Below are 21873 nucleotides of genomic sequence, written 5' to 3'. Positions count from 1 at the left end.
GAGGGTTAACTCTAGCTTTTTACATAATAATAAAAATAAGCTTAAGCGATAAAACGAAAATAGCTTATCTCATCGTAACAAATTCTTCTGCTGCAGTTGGGTGGATTGCCACAGTATCATCAAAGTCTTTTTTCGTTGCGCCCATTTTCAGAGCCACAGCAAAACCTTGTAGCATTTCATCCATACCAAACCCAATACCATGAATACCAACAATTTTTTCGTCTGCGCCAACACAAACTAACTTCATACGACACGGTTGGCGATGACGAGTCACAGCACTATACATTGCTGTGAAAGACGATTTGTACACTTTAACTTGATCAGCACCGTACTGCTCAACCGCTTGAGGCTCTGTTAAACCAACAGTACCAATAGCTGGATGACTAAATACCACTGTTGGGATATTTGAATAGTCTAAATGTTCGTTAGGTTTGTTGTTAAATAAACGCTCTGACAAACGACGCCCTGCGGCAACAGCAACAGGCGTTAATTCAACTGCACCTGTATTATCGCCAACAGCATAAATTCCTTTTACATTGGTATTTTGGAATTTATCGACTTTGATATAGCCTTTTTCATTTAACTCGACCCCCGTTACCGCCAGATTCAGGTTATCTGTTGCTGGCTCACGACCAATTGCCCAGATTAATGTATCAACTGTCTGCTCTGTGCCGTTTTCCAGTTGTAACGTTAAACTTCCATCCGCATTCTTAATTACAGCTTTAGGAATAGCGTGTGTATGTAATTTAGGCCCTTCGGCTTCCATCACTTCTAACAGTGTTTCAACGATTAATGGGTCAAAATTACGCAGTGGCGCATGTTTACGCACAAATAGGTGCGTTTCACTACCCAAAGCATTTAACACACCAGCAAGTTCAACAGCGATATAACCAGCACCAACAACAGCAACACGTTTTGGTAAGGCTTTTAATTCAAAAAAGCCATCAGAATTAATACCATACTCAGCACCTGGAATATTAGGTTGAACAGGGCGACCGCCTGTTGCAATCAGAATATTATCAGCCGTGATCTTTTCGCCATTAACTTCAATCGTATTGGCATCAACAAAACGAGCAAACCCTTGGATAACATCAACTTTGTTATTACCTAAGACACGGTCATAAGATTGATGAATACGGTCAATATAAGCAGAACGGCTACTAATTAGCGTATCCCAATCAAAACGGTTCACTGTGGTATCAAAACCATAATCAGGACCGTATTGATGAATAGCTTCAGCAATTTGCGCTGCATGCCACATCACTTTTTTAGGTACACAACCCACGTTAACACAAGTGCCACCTAACGCTTTCGCTTCAATTAATGCACATTTTTGGCCATACATTGCCGCTCTATTAATTGATGCAATACCGCCACTACCGCCACCGATGGCGATGTAATCGTAATGTTTGCTCGTCATTTCTCTGATCCATTTATCTGTAGAAAAATAGGTAACTCACAGGCTAAGTCTTTCATATCATGATGTCTATTATGACAAAATTTAAAACATAGCACGTCAGATTTTAGCTTTTACAGTAATAGGCAAAAACAATAATAAAGATGCTTATTCTGGTACAACCCACTCAACTAATGTATGTCCAATACCCTCAGGAACTAAGGTTTTATGTAACCAAGGGAGTATTGATTTCATTTGTGATTCTAATTTCCAAGGTGGATTAATCACAATCATGCCTGATGCAGTCATCCCTAGTTGATCACTATCGGGTTTTACTGCTAATTCAATTTGTAAAATCTTACGGATCCCTGTTGCTTCAAGCTCTTTTAACATGCGTTTGATTTGCTGACGGTGAACAACGGGATACCAAATCGCATAAGTTCCTGTCGCAAAGCGCTTATGGCCTTCAACAACACCTTTAACAACAGCAGAATAGTCTTGTTTGAGTTCATAAGGTGGATCAATTAATGCGAATCCACGACGACTTGGCGGAGGTAACTTAGATTTTAATTGGCCAAAACCATCTTCACGAGAAACTCTAACTCGCTCGTCACGAGAGAATTCGGTACGTAATAAAGGAAAATCCGTTGGATGTAATTCTGTTAGCGCTAAGGAATCTTGTTCTCTTAGTAATTTGCTCGCTAATAGAGGTGATCCCGGATAATAACGCAGTTCCCCACTTGCGTTTAATTCTCCAACCGCTTCAAGGTAAGGCAAAATAAGCTCAGGCACTTCTTCTTGCTGCCATAAGCGTGCGATCCCTTCTAAATATTCGCCAGTGCGAGTCGCATGAGCATTGGTTAATTGATAACGTCCAGCGCCAGCATGAGTATCAAGATAAAGAAAAGGTTTCTCTTTCTCTTTTAAAGACTCAATGATGAGTGTTTGAACAATATGTTTTAAAACATCGGCGTGGTTGCCAGCATGGAAACTATGGCGATAGCTCAGCATTCTTTATCTTCCGTTAGAAATAAGTATAGCTTAGTAATTAATTTACTCAGAAATAGTGATTAAACTCAGTGTATCAGAAAAAGCCGAACTTCTTCATTGAAAGCGAAAGAAACGTTGTGTCTTAGTATTCAGCCGTTATGATAAGCCCATATTTCACTTAAGTTTAAATAGGATAGAAAGATGAAAAAATTACTTTTTACTGCCATAACCTTAAGCTTACTCGCAAGTAATGCTTATGCCGATAGATCAACCAATGGTTGTGAAATAAAAAAACAGAATATCCAAAAGCAGATGGAATATGCAAAAGCACATGGTAATCAATATCGTATCCAAGGCTTGGAGCGAGCATTACAAAATGTTGAACGCTATTGCACACCTGAAAAAGTGGTTGAAAACACACGCCTTGAATTACGTGAAAAACAACTTGACGTTAAAGAGCGTGAGCTCGAATTAAAAGAAGCACAACTTAAAGGTGATGCAGATAAAATTGCTAAACAAGAAAGAAAGCTAGCTGAAGAAAAAGCTGATTTAAAAGCAATTGAAGAAGAATTAAATCTACTGACAAAGTAGTTATCATCAATAATTAATGCCTACTCCTTATTTGACTGTGAAATACAGACTAAAACAATAAGTGAGTAGCCATTCTCTTATTAAACTAAACTTAATTTCAGAATTGCTGTATTGGTTTTTTATCCTTTATTAAGTACAAGATTATCTACACCTTTTAATAGAGCATCATCTACACTTAAGCCAGAACAAACAAATACATCTCCTAAATCAGTGGCTAATTACAATAAGCATAAGGTGTGTAATAGAAATTAAGCTATGATATTTTTGAGTGAAAACTATAGTAGTAACATTAATTTATTGAAAATGGACTGATCTAATTAAAGAGGATATATGTCAGAAGAGCAGCAACAAAAAACAGTAAGTGAAAAAACTCAACTGACTCAGCCACTAAAAAAAGGGCTGGAAAAAGGGCTTCATGGTGGGAAAAAAGCCATTGGAATTGGGATAAAAATCAGTAACTTCATCACCAATATCCCTTTTATTGCACACCTTATTCGTGCAGCAGAACGTTTCACTGACAGAATGGGAAATCAGTTCGGCGCAGCTATTACTTACTTTTCATTTTTATCATTAATCCCAGTATTAATGCTTTCTTTTGCCTGTGCGGGTTTTGTTTTGGCCTCAAATCCAGATTTACTCGCTAAATTAATTACAGGTGTCGCAAATAGCATTGACGATCCAACGCTTGCATCCACAGTTCAACAAAGTATTGATACCGCAGTTCGCCAGCGTACAACCGTTGGTTTAACTGGTTTAGCAATTGCACTTTATTCTGGTGTTAATTGGGTGGGTAATTTACGCCAAGCCATTTTGGCTCAATCACGCCCCGTTTGGGAAAGAAATAAAGAAGAGCAAGAGAAAATCTATTTCCGCTACTTTCGCGACTTTTTAGCGCTAATTGGCTTACTTTTTGCGTTAATTGTCACTATTACGCTAACTTCTGTGGCAGGTTCAGCCCAAAGAATGATTGTTCACACATTGGGATTAGACGGTATTGAATGGCTAACGCCAGCATGGACAACCATCGGCTTAACTATTTCCATTACTGCAAACTATTTACTCTTTTTATGGATATTGTGGATCTTACCTCGCCATCAACCAAAACGAATTTCGCTTATTAAAGGCACACTTATCGCTGCCATTGGTTTTGAAATATTGAAATCCGTTATGACATGGATGCTACCCAAAATCGCAAGCTCACCTTCAGGTGCCGCATTTGGTTCAGTGATAGGTTTAATGGCTTTCTTCTACTTTTTTGCCCGATTAACACTCTTTTGTGCCGCGTGGATCGCCACTGATGGCCCAAATATGCGCAAAGAACAGTTGTCTGAAACGCAATCAACATCTTAACTTTATGATAAAACTATATGGTTAATTCCCTGCATTAACCGCCTATAAATAACGTAATAAGGAAAAACAATGCCATACGTTAATATTAAAATTACACGCGAAGGTGCAACCGCAGAGCAAAAAGAGCAGCTCATTGCGGGAGCAACACAACTTTTGGTTGATGTATTAGGCAAAAATCCAGCAACCACGGTTGTGGTAATTGATGAAGTTGAAACAGATAACTGGGGAATAGGCGGTAAAACAGTAACAGAATTACGAGCAGCAACAAAAAGTAAATAAAAAATTTCTGCAATATAATAAAGGGTGCAAAGTACACCCTTTTTGCTGATTTATTTTCCTGACAGATAAGGAAGTAACTATGGTTCAATCAATGACTGATGCTTTTCATGCCTTACCTTCAGCAAGTGCTATCTATATTACAGGTGCAGGCATTCAGTACCCTTTTGGTATGGCGCACGGATTTGCCGATGAAAGTACCCAGAAAAAATTAACTGTAGATACGCCTTTTCGAATCGCTAGTAATACAAAAACCTTTCTCGCAGCCGCTTTTTTACGTTTATGGGAACAAGATGCTCTATCCCTTGATGATGATATAACTAAATATTTAAGTGCTCATTATCAACAGACATTATTAGAGCTAGGGTATGATCTTAAAGCCATTACACTACGCCATTTATTAAGCCATAGCAGTGGTTTATTCGATCATGCAAATGAAGCTTATCTTGAAGATGTGATTAAAGATCCCTCTCATAAATGGACACGAGAAGAACAAATAGCGCGCTATGCTCAACAAGGCTTTCCCATTATTCCAGCTGGAAAACGCTTCATTTATTCAGATACAGGATACATCTTGTTAGGTGATATCCTCTCTCAGTTTATGAGAAAAAATATGGCCACCAGCGTTCGTGAATTATTGCATTTCCAAGACTTAGATTTACCACAAACGTGGTGGGAAGATTTAGAACTACAACCTAAGCATCCTAAAGCGCGTGCTAGACAGTTTACAGGTGAGCACGAAGGTACTCATATTGATGCTTCAATGGATGCTTTTGGCGGTGGCGGGCTTGTGATGACAACCCTTGAGTTAGCTAAATTTACAGCTGACCTCTTCGAAGATAGAGTTTACTTGCATCCATCAACCTTAAAAGAGATGAAATGGCAAGGATCACATACAGGTGCTGCAAATTATCGTTTAGGTTTAATGGCCGAAGAAACTGACCTAGGCACACTTTACTATCATCTTGGTTATTGGGGGTCAGTAGCTTATTACTTACCTGAAAAACAAATTGCTATTGCCGGTTTTACAACCCAAAAAAATAACCGTGAAGATCTGATAACCATTGTTAAAGAAGCATTTAAACGCCTTTAAAATCAAAAATCAAAAATCAAAAATCAAAAATCAAAAAGCCAAAAATGTATCAATAACACTTTTGGCTTTTTGTTTATTTTATGGCTGATAAATTTCTAATATCAGCCTATCTCTGTTTTATTACGGTTTCTTCGTCGGTGTTGTTGCTACCGCTGGAGTTGTTACAGCCGGAGTTTCAACTGCTTTATTTGGTGTAGTATTAGTTGCAACAGGCGCAGGTGTATTTGCCGTTTCTGGATGAACTTGCTTTTCAAATTGAATACGCAATTCACCTAAATTCACCGTTGGTGTTTCACCACTTTGCGTTAATACAAAAGTAATATCTTCAGATAAAACTCTTGAAAGCTCCTGATTTAATGTCTCTTTTGTTAAACCAGCTAAAAATGCTTGGCGTAAACGCTGATATTGTTCAGGTGGAATATCAATAATATTGCTTTGTTGTGATAACAGACGCTGATTAATTAAAATTGCCGTACTGGTTTTTGCATAACGGGCAAACAACTGAGTTAATTGAAGTTGTTTTTCTTGTTGAAGCTCTTGGTATAGTTCATCACTAATACCTTGATTACGTAAACGACCTAACTCTTCTCCCACCCATGATGCTAATGCAGGAATATGAGCCGTTGCAGTATCAATATTTAAAGAACAACTTGCACGCTGATATTGTACCCGGCAATCAATGTTAATTTGAGTACTGTCGTTTTCCTTACGTTGTTCAAGGCTACGACCCAAATGCACAAAAATGACTTCACGAGCTAAATCACTTAACCAATATTTATTTAATGTGTCAGAGTCTTTTACTGGCGACCAGTCTAAATCCCAAATTAAAGCAATTTGGTCTTTTGCACGCATAGGCTCTTGCACATATAACGTTTCAGGTTTCATATCGGCAAGAACAGGCACTGGAACAGGTGTTACACGCTTTCCTGATAGAGTTGAAAATGCCTGATTAATACTTTCAGTCAATACTCGATTATCAACATTACCTGCAACATAAAGTGTCATCATATCTGGGGTATACCAACGTTGTTGGTAATCTGACAGCTCTTTAGTATTTACAGATTGATTAACCGGTTTTCCTGGATTGTGGCCTTTTAGATTTGAGCCTTCAAGGCGTGAGCGCCAAATAGGATCTTCAATATTGAGAGGAAATGTTGCAATAGGAAGCGGTGATTGAACCGCATTACGAACCGCATCTTCGGTATATTCAGCAGGTTTAGCAATACCTGCTAATAATGCAAAAGCATCCTTTAATAGCTCAGGCTGGTTGTTCGGTAAACTTAGATTATAAACAGTAAAATCGTATGAAACGATCATTGGAGGTAACGGATAGTCAGGATCTAACGCATTTTTCCATAGATTATCGCGTTTCTCTGGCGTTAAGCCTGTATTTTCCAAAACGTTGAGTTTGGACACTAAGGATGAAAAACCCGTTTCACTACTTTTTTCTGATAAAGAACCTGTATTGACTAATAAACGGATCTGTATTCTATCATTTGGGCGTTGCGGTGTTTGTAAGATTTGCCACTGAAAACCATTTGCTAGTCGCCCTTCTTGCCAAGCCGGATCAGGCTGCAAAGCTTCCGCTTGAACTTGGCAAATAACAGCGCCGAACATAACGCTTCCCAATAAAATTCGTGTCATTACACCCTGCATGTGAACCTCTGTTGTATTAATCCTTGGTATTAAACCACTTATGAGGTTTAACAATAAGTGCCAAAAGACATGTTAGATGTTGGATGTCTATTTTTTGTATTATCATCTTTATCACCACAGAAACATGAAATGAAATCACTATAGTGATTAGACTCATTATGGCGTAAGAAGGTTCAGACCTTCGGCAATTTTTGATCAGATTTTTGATGATTATATCCTTTAACCAGCAAACCAATCTCATCATCACAATGTGATTTTGGACAAGATAACGCTGAAACTTGGCTATCTTTATTGAGGGTGACGGCGATTTGGCGTAAAGGTTTTACAACAATACGATTAATACACCAGCTAATAGCAACCGTCAGAATAAGCCCCATCAACAGATATGTTGTTAGCATCAAGGCAACAGTATTACTGGCAAAACGATAAAAACGATTTGTGTCAGCCTGTAAAATGAGATGACCACTATAGGACTTATCATCTGTTGAAGTAATACCTAATGGCTGTAAAGGAATAACAGCTTCAACGGGAATACCAAAAAGCCAACTTGAGAATTCAGAGACTTCTTTCTTAGGTGCGAAATCTAAACTCATCACTTGTACATTTTCGGGTTGCATGACAATCGCTTTACCTAAAATACCCGTCGCTTTTAGTGTAACAATCTGTTGTTTAGCATCGTTCAAATCTGATCGTAACAATGCATCAGCGAGTGGTTGCTGGATACTTACACCAGCATTAAAAAGCTGATTTTGATAATCTTCACGGCGTTGTTCTATCAAATAAACAAGTTGAATACTGATAAAAATAGCAATAGTCACCAACGTAACGCCCGCAACAGCGGCCATCTGTTTTATTGTTAATGAATGTTTAAGATGAGGTTTCATCGTTGCTATTTCCAATATACATGTCTGATCAGAGTGATTATACTGTATTTTTGTGATTATGTATCACTCTCAATAAAGAAAATAACGTTATAAAAAGCGCTTATCCATTAAAATGAAAGTAGATAAATATATAATTATTATTATTTGAGTATAGTTATAAGATAAAAATAGTAAAATAAAAATTAAATATTATTTTTTCTTGGTTATCTACAATAAATCTACTTTATTTTAATAAAAAGATACAATTCACTAAAAAATATAAAATTAAATGCCATTAAAACCTTAACTTCAAGTTAAAGTGCAATGCTAATCGCAGTATATTTCTTAGTGAAAAATATTATTTTCCTTTAATATCATTGAAGTTTATATTTTAAAAAACTCATATAAATATAATATTTGATATCTATAAAATCATTATTAGATTATTTAGTTAAGATTAATTAAATATTATTAATAAAAAAATAAGAACAATATAAATCAGTATATTGTTCTTATTTTATGAGATAAATTTATTTTATTTAAACTATCGCGTTATCTTGCTCCACCGCAAAACAAGCAATAAGCTGACCATTATACTCTTTTAATGTTGGCTGTAATTGACTACATGGCCCAAATGCACGACGGCAACGAGCAGCGAAAGCACAACCCGGTGGCGGATTTAATGGGCTCGGTAATTCTCCCGTTAATTTAATACGCTCTCGTCTTAATTCAGGCGTCAATCTTGGTGTGGCTGATAATAATGCCTGTGTATAAGGATGTTGTGGATTTTCAAAAATTTGAGCTTTTGTTCCTTTTTCTACACAACGCCCTAAATACATTACAATAACTTCATCTGCAATATGCTCAACAACCGAGAGATCATGAGAAATAAAAACATAAGAGAGCCCCATATCTTGTTGTAGATCCATCATCAAATTCAGTACTTGGGCACGAACGGATACATCCAGCGCAGAAACAGGCTCATCGGCTACCACAATGTCTGGATCAAGCATCAAGCCTCGTGCAATAGCAATACGCTGACGTTGACCACCAGAAAACATATGAGGATATCGGCTATAGTGCTCTGTTTTTAACCCCACTTTTGCCATCATTGATAATACTTTTTCTTTACGCTCAGAGGCATTCAGTGTTGTATTAATCAATAAAGGCTCTTCTAAAATTTGCCCTACTTTTTTACGCGGATTCAATGATCCATAAGGATTTTGAAACACAATTTGGATCTTTTGGCGACGTAGCTTCTCAGCCGATTTATCTTTAATTAACAGATTTTGCCCACGATAAGCAAGCTCGCCTGAAGTAGGAACCTCAATCATCGTGAGTAATCGACCTAATGTGGATTTACCACATCCTGATTCACCAACAACAGCCAAAGTCTTACCACGTTCTAATTCAAAAGAGACACCATCAAGGGCTTTAACTGTTCTCTCTTTTGAAAAAAGCCCACCTTTTACGCTGTAATACTTCGCTAAATTAACCGCTTTTAATAAAGGAGTTGATACATTTGGATTAACTTCAGCCATGGGTAGGTTCCCCTGCATTATCTAACGGTGTATGACACTTCACACGATGCGTTCCTAATTCTTTTAATTCAGGCTCAACCTTATAACATTCATCATGAGCATATGGGCAACGAGGATTGAGTAAGCAACCTGTTGGTCGATCATAGCGCCCTGGTACAACGCCCGGTAGCGATGCTAATCGCGCTTTATTACTCGCGAACTCAGGGAGTGCTCTTAATAATGCTTGAGTATAAGGGTGGCGAGGCGCTTTAAAAATTTCTGATGCTTTTCCGGATTCCACCACTTGCCCCGCATACATCACAATAATGGTGTCTGCGGCTTCTGCCACTAATGCAAGATCATGGGTAATCAACACTAGCGCCATATTTTCTTGTTTTTGTAAATCGAGCAAAAGCTCTATGATTTGAGCCTGAATAGTCACATCCAGTGCTGTGGTAGGTTCATCTGCAATCAATAATTTAGGGCGACAAGCGATCGCCATTGCGATCATCACACGCTGGCTCATTCCCCCTGAAAGCTGGTGTGGATAGACATCTAAACGAGAAGCGGGATCAGGAATACCCACCAGCGTTAAGAGATCGATAGCACGTTGTTTACGTGTTTTACGACTTCCTCCCTGATGGACTTTTAATGCTTCCATGATTTGATAGCCAACCGTAAAACAAGGATTCAAGCTTGTCATCGGATCTTGGAAAATCATTGCAACCTCTGCACCCACCAAATTTCGTCGCTCTGATTCAGAGATTTTCATCAGATCTCTGCCATCAAAATAAAGCTCTTGTGCTGTCACTCGTCCTGGAAAATCAATAAGTCCCATAATTGCCAATGAACTGACTGATTTACCAGAGCCAGACTCACCGACAATACCCACAACTTGCCCTTCTTCAACCTGATAGCTTATTCGGTCTACCGCTTTAAACGGAGTATCTTCATCACCAAAGTGAACAGATAATTGATTAATATTTAGTAATGCCATGTTCTTACTCCGTTACTGCTTTAATTTCGGATCAAGTGCATCTCGTAAACCATCACCCATTAAGTTAAAGGCTAATACGGTAAACAAAATAGCAAGACCAGGAAACGTCACAACCCACCACGCACTCTGTGTAAACTGCAATACATCAGATAACATGGTTCCCCATTCAGGTGTCGGTGGCTGCGCGCCCATTCCTAAAAAGCCTAATGCTGCCATATCTAAGATGGCATTAGAAAAACCTAAAGAGGCTTGAACAATTAAAGGGGCAAGACAGTTAGGTAAGATATTGATAAACATTTGACGCATTGAGCCCGCCCCCGCAACACGAGAAGCAATAACGTAATCGCGGTTAACTTCAATTAAAACAGCGGCTCGCGTTAATCGAACATAGTGAGGTAAAGCAACAAAGGTCAGTGCGATAGAAGCATTAACAATAGAAGGACCAAAAATAGCTACCAACACTAATGCCAATAATAAACTTGGTAATGCCAACATGATATCGACGACACGCATAATGCCGATATCTACAAGACCACCGAAATAACCCGCGGCCAATCCTAGAATAATTCCTAAGATAAGTGATAGCACGACAACAATACAGCCCACCAATAATGAAAGTCGAGCACCAAACATTAAGCGAGAAAGAATATCGCGACCAACATCATCAGTACCGAGAATAAATTGCCAGCTTCCCCCTTCTTGCCAAACAGGAGGCACTAATAAGAAATCACGAAATTGCTCATTAGGGGCATGAGGTGCAAGAAAGCCCGCCAGTAATGCAATAAGCAACATAATTACAATATAGATTAACCCAACAACAGCACCTTTATTTTGTTTAAAGTAGTGCCAAAATTCTTGGAAGGGCGTCATGGGAGCCGGTGCACTGATGACCGGTGTTACTTTATTTTCAGTCATTATGCATTCCTTATTTTTTATGGCGAATACGAGGATTCACAATGCCATAAAGAACATCAACCAACAGATTGACAAAGATAATCATCGTTGCAATTAAAAGCACACCACCTTGAACAACTGGGTAATCGCGTCGCTGTAAGGCATCAATCAACCAGCGTCCTAATCCCGGCCATGAGAAAATAGTTTCTGTTAAAATTGCACCAGCCAGCATTGTTCCAACTTGTAATCCAATAACGGTGACAACAGGCAACATCGCATTGCGTAATGCGTGGATAAGAATGACGCGAGCACGGCTCAAACCTTTTGCTCTAGCAGTACGAATATAATCTTCGCCTAATACTTCAAGCATCGAAGAACGCGTCATACGCACGATAACAGCTAAAGGAATGGTTCCTAATACAATAGCAGGTAAAATGATGTGGTGAACTGCATCTAAGAAATCCCCTTCCTCCCCCCAAATAAAGGTATCAATCAGCATAAATCCAGTGAGTGGGTTGCTGTCATCTAAAAAGACACTATCAGCCAAGCGCCCAGAGACTGGGGTTAGGTCTAATTTTACAGACACTAGCATGATTAACATGATCCCCCACCAGAAAATTGGCATGGAGTAACCTGCTAATGACACACTAATCGCGGTATGATCAAAAATAGAACCACGTTTTACCGCAGCCAAAACACCAACAGGGATCCCAACTGAAACCGCAAAAATCATGGCGCAAACGCCAAGTTCTAAAGTAGCTTTAAAGCGAGGTAAAAATTCATCCCATACAGGAATGCGGCTTTTTAATGAGATACCTAAATCACCGTGGAGAATACCATTTAGATAATTGAGATATTGTTGCCATAAAGGCTTATCCAGTCCCAATTCAGCCATTAAATAAGCATGTCGTTCTGGAGAAAGTCCACGCTCACCCGCCATAATCATTACCGGATCACCGGGAATAAGATGAACGAAAATAAACGTCAGTAATGTAATTCCGATAAACGTAGGGATCACAAGTCCCAAACGTTGAAGGATAAATTGCAGCATATCCTAATTCTCTTTTCAAACATCAGCTAAAAGATAGCGCTGATAAATCAGGGGAAAGTCCCCTGCGCCCACAGTGTACTGAATGTATTCGTTATTATTGAATAGCGGTGCCTTTCATAAAGAAAGACACCGTACTTAAGACAACCCAACGATTAGGTATTGCTATTATTTAAGAGAGACATTCTCGAAGTGATGTTTACCTAATGGGTCAACCACGTAGTTTTCTACTTTTTTACTCACAGGCTCATAAACAGTCGAGTGAGCAATAATCAGAGCAGGCGCTTGATCATGCATAACAACTTGAGCTTGTTTGTAGAGTTCAACACGTTTTTCGTGATCGGCGGCTACTCGTGCAGGCTGGATCAGATCTTCAAATGGCTTATAGCACCATTTTGAATAGTTCGATCCTTGCTCTTTTGCCGCACAACTAAATAGCGTAGCGAAGAAGTTATCAGGGTCCCCGTTATCACCAGTCCAACCCATCATGACTGCTTGGTGTTCGCCAGATTTAGCGCGCTTGAGATATTCGCCCCACTCGTAACTTACAATTTTGGTTTTAACGCCAATTTTTTCCCAATCCGCTTGTACCATTTCAGCCATACGGCGGGCATTTGGGTTATAAGGACGCTGTACTGGCATTGCCCATAAATCGATAGTAAAACCATCTGCAAGACCAGCTTCTTTTAGCAATGCTTTCGCTTTTTCAGGGTTATATTCGTAATCAACGATGTCATCGTTATAACCCCACATTGTAGGAGGGATGAGGTTTTTCGCCTTCTGACCTGCACCTTGATAAACCGCTTCAATAATGGCGTCTTTATTCACCGCCATACTTAATGCTTGGCGAACTTTTTGGTTATCCAATGGTTTTTTCTCAACGTTAAAAGAGATATAACCCACGTTTAAGCCTGGTTGTTCTAATAGATTGATATCGCTATTTTGTTTCATCTTCGCAATATCAGCAGGATTTGGGAAAGGCATTGCCTGACACTCACCTTTTTGCAGTTTTGCATATCGTACAGAGGCATCAGGTGTGATAGAAAAGACTAAACGGTCAATATCTGGTTTTTTACCCCAATATTGGTCATTGGCTTTATAAAGAATACGAGAATCTTTTTGATATTGCTGTAATTGAAAAGGCCCTGTACCGATAGGATCTAGATCCACTTTCTCAGGTGTACCTGCTTTCATCATATTATCCGCATATTCAGCAGATAATATGGATGCAAAGTCCATTGCCATATCAGCAATAAAAGGTGCTTCTGAACGAGTTAAAACAAAACGAACGGTATGATCATCAACTTTCTCGATTTTCTCGATCATGTTGTTCATATCCATGCCGGAGAAGTATTCATAACTTCCGCCAGAGACTTTATGGTAAGGATGTTTTGGATCCATTTGACGCATAAACGTGTACATCACGTCATCCGCATTAAATTCACGCGTTGGCTTAAAGGTTTTACTACTATGCCAATTCACGCCTTTACGTAAATGAAAGGTATACACTTTGCCATCATCGCTTACATCCCAGCTTTCAGCTAAGCCCGGAATAATTTCTGTTGTACCCAGTTTAAATTCAACTAAACGGTCATAGATAGGCACTGAACTTGCGTCATAGGTTGTTCCAGAGGTAAATAACTGAGGGTTAAATCCTTCAGGCGAACCTTCAGAGCAATACACCAATGTTTTGGCCTGCACACCCGCAGAAACAGCTAATGCGAGCAATCCAATTGTAGCGGTCAAAATTCCTGTCTGTTTTTTGGAGCTTTTCATCATTACTCTCCGAAATTGTTCTGTTGTGTTTTGGTTTCCTGTTTAAAAACGGAATACCTTTTTATTTTGTCATTGTTCAATTAACCAACTGTATTCCCTTACGTCAATAAGGTGTTAGAAGGTAAAAAGAACCTGTTATAAACACAAATGAAACAAATATCGAACAAACTCAGAATAAAAAAATAAGTCTCTGACTAATATCTAGTCAATAAAACCACACATTAAGAAATCCTTAAGTGAAATGACTATTTTAAAAAAAGCCATAATTTGTGATTAACCGCTTAAATATTGAACGAATATTTTGAAATGAAACAAAGAACTTGGTGCTTTATTCTGTTATGGAAGAAAAATAATCACCTTGCTAGACGATCCTGATTTTAGTTTTAATCAGGCAAATAGAGTGAAAAGTATCAATTTTTGGCTCTTAACAAACCACTTAACTAGATAAGCCGATTAGATTCAGTCTGTTATTAATGATTTTCATGCTTTTATAGTGAAAAATTTATGTTCGTTCAACATTCTCAGACGTTCCATCCTCAATAAAAAGAGAGTTGAACGAAAAACTGAGAGGTTTCTTTAGATTATTAATAGGGCTTTTATAAAATCATTTAAGGATAAAACAACTTTATTGAGCTGGATAAATCCAAAGCTATTTCTAGCCAATATTTCTCTTAATTTGGAAAATATTTCCACGGTTCTCTGCTTCTGAGCAGAATGCGTGTTTGGAATGCAAGATAGAGATGAGATAGAAGTGAGATGATCGAGAGAAAACACCATTTATGGCGAAATCAAAAATAAGAGCAAGGTATTTTGGTAAGACTAAAACGACAAAACCCCGCTTTAAAAGCGGGGTTTCTTAATATGGTCGGCGAGAGAGGATTCGAACCTCCGACCCACTGGTCCCAAACCAGTTGCGCTACCAGGCTGCGCTACTCGCCGAAAACGAGGTGCATCTTACTGCCAGAAACCCACTCCGTCAATACTTTTTTAGTATCTCCTGACTGTTCGTATGGTTTTCAACCAAAACGGTTGATTTTTAACTTTTTTATCATAAAAACGAGGTGAGTTTTAGCTTTATTGTAACAAGCTCACCTTTCTTTCCTCGTTTTACTATGGCTTTCTTTACGTTGTCCATAAAACATGAAAAAAAATAACAAATTTATTCTTAATTATTGTCGTCTAATTAGTGTGCTTTTTATATAATTACCTTATGTCAAATAAGGTAGGTAGTTTAGAGAATGAAACAATGTTGGTGGGGTGTCGCACTACTTTTATTGTCAACCACACTTCCAGCTCAAGCATCTACAGCTCATGCTTGCCGAGTGTACTTTAAAGAAGCGGATAAATTTATTCAGTACATTTCTCAAAGAGAAGATCTAAAACATAATATACCGGAGATTAAGGCTAACTTCGAGCAAAGCAAAAAGCAGATAATGACAGCGCCTTTGGCAAACCAAAAAGTAATATGTGACAAGGAAATGCAAGAGCTTAATAGTTTGAATAAAATGTTTGGCCCTAAAGAAGAAACAGTGCTAAATAAATAATTAAATAAACAGATAATGACTAAATATAACTACTTATTTATTATTTAGTCATTAACTTGATATTAATTCTTATTTTCATGACGATTATTCACAGTTGTGCTTTCCAATCTTTTTATGCGCTCTTTAGGTGAATTATCACTTTTATCATCACCCTGAGTATAATAATCATAAGGTAATAATAAAGTATCTAATACGGCACTAAAAGGGAGATCGAGAATAACCAATGGTTTCATTGCCCATCCAGTTTCATCATCTTTTAGCATTGTCATGTTATTTTTTGTCCCTGAATAAAGTTCTTTATTCGGGCCTGCATGAGTCATAACACTTGAGCAACCTGTCAGTAATGTCGTCAAAAATGTGACTAATGTTAAATTTTTACTTGTCATTCTGAATATCATAGGGCACCTATAAAACGAGATCTGTAGTCAACGCTTTTTATCATATAGTTAAACCTGTTTTCTCTTATAGGACAAGAGAAAGATGATATAAAAAAGCTTAATTTTTCAGTCATTAAATAAATAATTCTAGTATAAGAAAGTTTCACTTTATCCAATAAAAAAAAGCATAATAATATTATTAATTATTATGTTTCGATGATATTAAAATTCAACCTTCATTATTTTAAATAAATACTTTCACTCTATATTTATCTTTCTTGTTTTTTTGATCTCTATATATGTTGAATCTGTGCGATAAGACACAGCGACTTTCATCGTTTTTTGCCAAAATAGGTTTATCGTTTTAGCTCAAATTTTCTCATTTTTGTTTTTGGGTACAGGATCTTTTTTATGAGTGATATTGCATTAACAATGGTGATGTTGTCATTAGCAGGCGCTCTAGGTCTTTGGATTGGCAATATCAAAATTTATCGGGTCAGCCTAGGGATAGGTGGTGTTCTTTTCGGTGGAATTATTATTGGTCACTTTGCTCAACACTATAACTTATCTCTTAATGCACAGACCCTTCATTTTATTCAAGAATTTGGGCTTATTCTTTTCGTTTATACTATTGGTATCCAAGTCGGCCCTGGTTTTTTTTCCTCACTACGTGTTTCGGGCTTAAAACTAAACGCCTTTGCCATATTAATTATTCTTCTTGGCTCAATCATAACCGCGTCTATTTATCGTCTATTTGACGTTCCTTTGCCTATTATTTTGGGTATTTTCTCGGGCGCTGTTACCAACACCCCTTCTTTAGGTGCAGGACAACAAATACTGACAGATCTACATGTTGACCCAACATCTGTGGGGCAAATGGGGATGGGCTATGCCATGGCTTATCCTATGGGGATCTGTGGCATTCTGCTAGTAATGTGGCTTATTCGTGTGTTCTTTAAAATCAACATTGATGAAGAAGCAAAAGCTTTTAGCAACCAACAACACAGCACTAAAGATGCACTACATACCATTAATATTGCGATTAAAAACCCCAATTTAGATGGCTTATTAATGCAAGATATTCCTCTGCTCAATGAAGACGCCATCGTCTGCTCCCGTTTAAAGCGTGGAGATAACATTATGGTACCTATGCCATCAACGATTATTCAGTTGGGAGATTTACTGCATATTGTGGGTTCAAAAGAAGATCTCAATAAAGTACGCCTAGTACTTGGTGAAGAGGTCGACGCTTCACTTTCAACATCAACAAATTTACTGCAATCAGTGCGGGTCGTTGTAACGAATGATTCTGTACTCAGTAAGCGTTTAAAAGATCTGGATCTGAAAAGAAAATACGATGTTGTAGTGACTCGATTGAACCGCGCAGGTATCGAACTTATTCCAAGCAATAATAGTATGTTGCAATTCGGGGATATTCTTAATGTCGTTGGACGTCCTGAATCTATTGAAGCTATTACAATCCTGTTAGGTAACGCTCGTCAGAAATTAGAACAAGTTCAAATGCTCCCTGTCTTTATTGGTATCGGCTTAGGGGTTTTACTTGGCTCTATTCCTATTTTTATTCCCGGCATTCCTGTGGCACTTAAACTGGGATTAGCCGGTGGTCCCCTTGTTGTTGCCTTAATTTTAGGGCGTATTGGTACATTTGGTAAGCTCTATTGGTTTATGCCTCCAAGTGCAAACTTGGCATTGCGAGAACTGGGTATTGTCATGTTTCTTGCGGTGGTAGGGCTAAACTCTGGCGGTGAATTTGTTGAAACGTTAATTAATGGTCAAGGCTTGAGTTGGATTGGCTACGGTATTTTGATTACGTTATTACCGTTATTAATTGTTGGTGTGCTCGCCAGAGTCTTCTTTAAGCTTAATTATTTAAGTCTCTGCGGAATGTTAGCAGGCTCAATGACCGATCCCCCTGCATTAGCCTTCGCAAACTCAATTCATAGCTCAAGTGGAGCTGCCGCGCTTTCCTATGCCACAGTTTACCCTTTAGCCATGTTTTTACGCATCATAACACCACAATTGATGGCACTTATCATATGGACTTTGTAGTAAAAATAATAAATATATTAAATAGTTGAGCCAAGTTTGTTATCAAAATCCACATTTAGCTTAGCAGAGGGATAATTAAGGCAATGAATGGCTCTTATTTAAGCCATAGATTTTATAAATATCTGTTTTAATAGTTCTCGTGCTAAGAAATTTAGATTGAGACGGATTGCTAAATTTTTAGTAATCAATTTCTTTCCGTCAAACTTATGCTCAAAAGTCCTCGTTATTGTCTTTGCCCCTTCTTCTCGCTGAAGGGGCATTTTTATTAGATATTCACTGGCTGATAGATATTCTCGATTTCTTCAGCCAGAATTTTTATTCCTTTCTCAATCAATTCAGGCTCAGGTACGTAATTCATTCGCATACATTGATGAGCGTGATCCCATGAATCTTCTAATCCCGGAAAGAAGTAATGTCCCGGCACCATTAATACGCCACGTTTTTTCAAACGACGATAAAGCTCTTCACAAGAAACAGGTAAGTCTTTAAACCAAAGCCATAAAAAGATTGCACCTTCAGGCTTATGAATAAGACAACGTTCTTCAGGTAAATAGCGGCGAATAATATGAATAGTTTCAAGTACTCGTTGATGATAGAAAGGCCCTATCACGTCTTGGGATAACCGCATTAAATCATCGCGTTTTAGCATTTCTAATGCCATTGCAGGCCCAATTCCACCGGGTGCGAGGCTAATAATGCCGTTAACATTTGTAATGGCTGAAATCAGCTCTTCACTGGCAATAATAATGCCACAACGCGCTCCTGGTAAGCCTAACTTAGATAGACTCATGCAAAGGATAGTGTTGTCATTCCAACGAGGTGTTGCTTGAGTAAAAATAATACCCGGAAAAGGAACACCATAAGCATTATCTATAATCAGAGGGATATTGTGCCGTTTAGCTAAAGCCCCTAGCTTTTCAACTTCGTCATCTGTAATAACATTACCCGTTGGGTTTGTTGGTCTCGAAACACAAATAGCCGCAATATCATCACTGATTTCAAGATGAGCAAAATCAACATGATATTTAAATTGCCCATTCGGCAACATTTCTATTGTTGGCTTATTCGCAACAAACAGATCTTCTTCTAATCCAGAATCAGTATAACCAATGTATTCAGGGGCGATTGGGAAAAGAATTTTACGTTTTTTCCCATCCTTGGTTGTGCCACCTAATAAATTAAACAGATAGAAAAAAGCACTTTGGCTGCCATTAGTTAGTGCAATATTTTTCGCCGAAATATTCCAGCCTAGCTTCTCTTTTAAACATGCCGCCAGCGCTTGTAACATGGCATCTTTACCTTGCGGGCCATCATAGTTACAAACCGCATCACTTAATGAGCCATTTTCTGTCATCTCTTTAAGTAATTGACGAAAATAATTATCCATTTCAGGAATATGAGCAGGATTTCCCCCCCCGAGCATCACTGCGCCAGGTGTGCGAATACCTTCATTTAAGTCTTGCATCAAGCGAGCAATGCCTGAATGCTGGGCAAACTTTTGCCCAAATTGTGATAGTTGAGTCATCTTTGCAGGTATCTTCTATGTTGTTTTCTCGTTAAGAAACACCATACCGCGAGCTTTAATCTGCATCAATAGTTATAATCAAAATCATAAAACAACAATATTAATACAGATGAAAATATTGAAATATAAATCCAATTACATCTCAAATTAAAGATAACTCAACTCATATTTTACTTTTTATTAGTGTTTTTATTCTCTTCTTGGCGACAAAAACAAGAGAGAATATGGTCATTTACCATACCAACGGCTTGCATAAAAGCGTAGCAAGTTGTTGTGCCAACAAATTTGAAGCCTTTTTTCTTTAAGGCTTTAGCCATTTTATCTGAGATGTCAGTTGATGCGGGTACCTGAGAAATATCGTTCCACTGATTAATAATGGGTTTATTATCAATAAATTGCCAAATAAACTGACTAAAGTCTTCACCTTGTTCTTCCATTGCCATAAAAATACGTGCGTTATTAATAATGGCGTTAATTTTTCCTTGATGACGAATAATTGCGGGATTTTGTAATAAGGTCTCAACATCCTTATCTGTCATTTTGGCAATTTTTTCAGGTGAAAAATCAAAAAAACAACGACGAAAACCTTCTCTTTTCTTAAGCACGGTATACCAAGATAGCCCTGCTTGTTGGCCTTCAAGGCAGATCATTTCAAAAAGCTTGTACTTATCTCGTTCAGGTTTACCCCATTCTTCGTCATGATATGCCAAATATTCAGGATCACTGGTTACCCAATCGCAACGCCACTTATTCATTTTTTCATTCCTTGTTACCAATAACTTTTAATAGTACCATTTTATATACTGTATAAATATACATGTAAATAGGTGAAAAAAAATTCAATCTAATTCTTTGAGCATAGTCATAAACTCAATTAAGGGATTATTTTTTTGATCGAGGGAAAATTGCCCGCATTCCTTGCTGTATATCTTTCGTCTAGAAGGTATACTGAAACCTTTCTTTTTATTCTATGTATCGCCATGCGGATATAACATGCAAAAGTTTGATACCAAAACCTTTCAAGGTCTTATCCTGACACTGCAGGATTACTGGGCTCGCCAGGGCTGTACCATTGTCCAACCATTAGATATGGAAGTGGGCGCAGGCACATCGCACCCAATGACTTGTTTACGAGCATTAGGTCCAGAGCCTATCGCTGCGGCTTATGTACAGCCTTCTCGTCGTCCAACAGATGGACGTTACGGTGAAAACCCTAACCGCTTACAGCACTATTACCAATTCCAAGTTATCATTAAGCCATCACCTGATAATATTCAGGAACTTTATCTTGGCTCATTAAGAGAATTAGGTTTAGACCCAACAATTCATGATATTCGTTTTGTTGAAGATAACTGGGAAAACCCAACTTTAGGTGCTTGGGGCTTAGGCTGGGAAGTTTGGCTCAACGGCATGGAAGTGACGCAGTTTACCTATTTCCAACAAGTTGGTGGATTAGAGTGCAAACCTGTTACGGGTGAAATCACTTACGGTTTAGAACGTCTTGCCATGTATATTCAAGGTGTTGATAGCGTTTATGACTTAGTTTGGTGTGATGGCCCATTAGGTAAAACCACCTATGGTGATATCTATCATCAAAACGAAGTTGAGCAATCAACCTATAACTTTGAATACGCAGACGTAGACTTCCTGTTCTCTTGCTTTGAGCAATATGAAAAAGAAGCTCGTGAGTTGTTAGAGTTAGAAAAACCTCTGCCTTTACCTGCCTATGAACGTATTTTAAAAGCAGGACACACCTTTAACCTATTGGATGCACGTAAAGCTATCTCTGTGACAGAGCGCCAGCGTTATATTTTACGTATCCGTACTTTAACCAAAGCAGTTGCTGAAGCATATTATGCTTCTCGTGAAGCGCTTGGTTTCCCTATGTGTAAAAAGTAAGAGGCTAT

Annotated in this window: 19 protein-coding genes and 1 tRNA gene; 7 read left to right on the top strand and 13 right to left on the bottom strand. The window is 38.2% G+C overall.

The features are described from left to right. Window positions 1-64: 64 nt before the first annotated feature. Together gorA and JEP71_RS12240 are read right to left on the bottom strand one after the other, a co-directional pair. A complete protein-coding gene (gene gorA / locus JEP71_RS12245; RefSeq protein WP_198626313.1) occupies window positions 65-1420 on the bottom strand; it encodes a glutathione-disulfide reductase in 1356 nt (451 codons plus the stop codon). Between the two features lie 144 nt (window positions 1421-1564). Continuing rightward, complete coding sequence (locus JEP71_RS12240) at window positions 1565-2407, bottom strand: 23S rRNA (adenine(2030)-N(6))-methyltransferase RlmJ (RefSeq protein ID WP_109374314.1); 843 nt, start codon at window positions 2405-2407, stop codon at window positions 1565-1567. Between the two features lie 180 nt (window positions 2408-2587). On the opposite strand from JEP71_RS12240, the gene JEP71_RS12235 reads away from it, so the two are divergent. The 4 genes from JEP71_RS12235 to JEP71_RS12220 all read left to right on the top strand — a co-directional run bounded on the left by JEP71_RS12235 (window position 2588) and on the right by JEP71_RS12220 (window position 5696). After that, window positions 2588-2977 carry a DUF1090 domain-containing protein gene (locus tag JEP71_RS12235; protein WP_198620057.1) on the top strand — a complete coding sequence of 130 codons (390 nt, stop codon included), beginning with the start codon at window positions 2588-2590 and terminating at the stop codon, window positions 2975-2977. Window positions 2978-3307: 330 nt separating this feature from the next. After that, window positions 3308-4327, top strand: coding sequence for an inner membrane protein YhjD (gene yhjD, locus JEP71_RS12230; RefSeq protein WP_196534050.1), 1020 nt, complete (start codon window positions 3308-3310; stop codon window positions 4325-4327). A 69-nt stretch (window positions 4328-4396) separates the two neighbouring features. Beyond that, window positions 4397-4606: a 2-hydroxymuconate tautomerase family protein gene (locus JEP71_RS12225; protein WP_006534633.1), complete on the top strand. Its 210-nt coding sequence runs from the start codon at window positions 4397-4399 to the stop codon at window positions 4604-4606. A gap of 79 nt (window positions 4607-4685) precedes the next feature. After that, complete coding sequence (locus tag JEP71_RS12220; RefSeq protein WP_198620058.1) at window positions 4686-5696, top strand: serine hydrolase domain-containing protein; 1011 nt, start codon at window positions 4686-4688, stop codon at window positions 5694-5696. A 120-nt stretch (window positions 5697-5816) separates the two neighbouring features. Here the strand turns inward: JEP71_RS12220 and JEP71_RS12215 are convergent, their stop codons facing one another. From JEP71_RS12215 to JEP71_RS12180, 8 genes are all read right to left on the bottom strand, one after another. Next, window positions 5817-7352 carry an insulinase family protein gene (locus JEP71_RS12215; protein ID WP_232797608.1) on the bottom strand — a complete coding sequence of 512 codons (1536 nt, stop codon included), beginning with the start codon at window positions 7350-7352 and terminating at the stop codon, window positions 5817-5819. A gap of 173 nt (window positions 7353-7525) precedes the next feature. Further along, on the bottom strand, window positions 7526-8236 hold the full coding sequence (locus tag JEP71_RS12210; RefSeq protein WP_198620059.1) for a HAMP domain-containing protein: 711 nt from the start codon (window positions 8234-8236) through the stop codon (window positions 7526-7528). 518 nt (window positions 8237-8754) lie between these two features. Beyond that, a complete protein-coding gene (gene dppF, locus JEP71_RS12205) occupies window positions 8755-9756 on the bottom strand; it encodes a dipeptide ABC transporter ATP-binding subunit DppF (RefSeq protein ID WP_196534053.1) in 1002 nt (333 codons plus the stop codon). Next, entirely contained in the window at window positions 9749-10732 is a 984-nt protein-coding gene (gene dppD, locus JEP71_RS12200) for a dipeptide ABC transporter ATP-binding protein (protein WP_198626312.1), read from the bottom strand. The genes dppF and dppD overlap by 8 nt, the downstream gene beginning before the upstream one ends. A 12-nt stretch (window positions 10733-10744) precedes the next feature. Then, a complete protein-coding gene (dppC, locus tag JEP71_RS12195; protein ID WP_160230778.1) occupies window positions 10745-11647 on the bottom strand; it encodes a dipeptide ABC transporter permease DppC in 903 nt (300 codons plus the stop codon). Window positions 11648-11657: 10 nt separating this feature from the next. Then, complete coding sequence (gene dppB, locus JEP71_RS12190) at window positions 11658-12677, bottom strand: dipeptide ABC transporter permease DppB (RefSeq protein ID WP_196534055.1); 1020 nt, start codon at window positions 12675-12677, stop codon at window positions 11658-11660. A gap of 165 nt (window positions 12678-12842) precedes the next feature. Further along, the gene (dppA, locus tag JEP71_RS12185) at window positions 12843-14450 is read right to left on the bottom strand and encodes a dipeptide ABC transporter periplasmic-binding protein DppA (protein WP_100159698.1); all 1608 of its coding nucleotides are present in this window, start codon (window positions 14448-14450) and stop codon (window positions 12843-12845) included. Window positions 14451-15312: 862 nt separating this feature from the next. Next, a tRNA-Pro gene (locus tag JEP71_RS12180) sits at window positions 15313-15389 on the bottom strand. Window positions 15390-15688: 299 nt separating this feature from the next. Here JEP71_RS12180 and JEP71_RS12175 point away from each other — a divergent pair. Then, entirely contained in the window at window positions 15689-15994 is a 306-nt protein-coding gene (locus tag JEP71_RS12175) for a DUF5339 family protein (protein ID WP_198620060.1), read from the top strand. 62 nt (window positions 15995-16056) lie between these two features. Here the strand turns inward: JEP71_RS12175 and JEP71_RS12170 are convergent, their stop codons facing one another. Further along, window positions 16057-16380, bottom strand: coding sequence for a YceK/YidQ family lipoprotein (locus JEP71_RS12170; RefSeq protein WP_198620061.1), 324 nt, complete (start codon window positions 16378-16380; stop codon window positions 16057-16059). 402 nt (window positions 16381-16782) lie between these two features. On the opposite strand from JEP71_RS12170, the gene JEP71_RS12165 reads away from it, so the two are divergent. Next, the gene (locus tag JEP71_RS12165; RefSeq protein WP_198626311.1) at window positions 16783-18441 is read left to right on the top strand and encodes a putative transporter; all 1659 of its coding nucleotides are present in this window, start codon (window positions 16783-16785) and stop codon (window positions 18439-18441) included. 265 nt (window positions 18442-18706) lie between these two features. Here the strand turns inward: JEP71_RS12165 and JEP71_RS12160 are convergent, their stop codons facing one another. Together JEP71_RS12160 and JEP71_RS12155 are read right to left on the bottom strand one after the other, a co-directional pair. Then, window positions 18707-19966, bottom strand: coding sequence for a valine--pyruvate transaminase (locus JEP71_RS12160; protein WP_198626310.1), 1260 nt, complete (start codon window positions 19964-19966; stop codon window positions 18707-18709). Window positions 19967-20136: 170 nt separating this feature from the next. Beyond that, window positions 20137-20721 (bottom strand): DNA-3-methyladenine glycosylase I, encoded by a 585-nt coding sequence (locus JEP71_RS12155; RefSeq protein WP_198626309.1) that lies wholly within the window; start codon window positions 20719-20721, stop codon window positions 20137-20139. 238 nt (window positions 20722-20959) lie between these two features. Between JEP71_RS12155 and glyQ the strand changes: the two genes are divergently transcribed. Continuing rightward, window positions 20960-21865, top strand: a complete 906-nt coding sequence (gene glyQ / locus JEP71_RS12150) for a glycine--tRNA ligase subunit alpha (RefSeq protein WP_004246832.1) — start codon at window positions 20960-20962, stop codon at window positions 21863-21865. Window positions 21866-21873: the final 8 nt, after the last annotated feature.

Origin of the sequence: Proteus sp. PR00224 (assembly GCF_016238105.1) — a bacterium.
GTDB lineage: Bacteria > Pseudomonadota > Gammaproteobacteria > Enterobacterales > Enterobacteriaceae > Proteus.
This window is presented reverse-complemented; position numbering and strand designations above follow the sequence as displayed.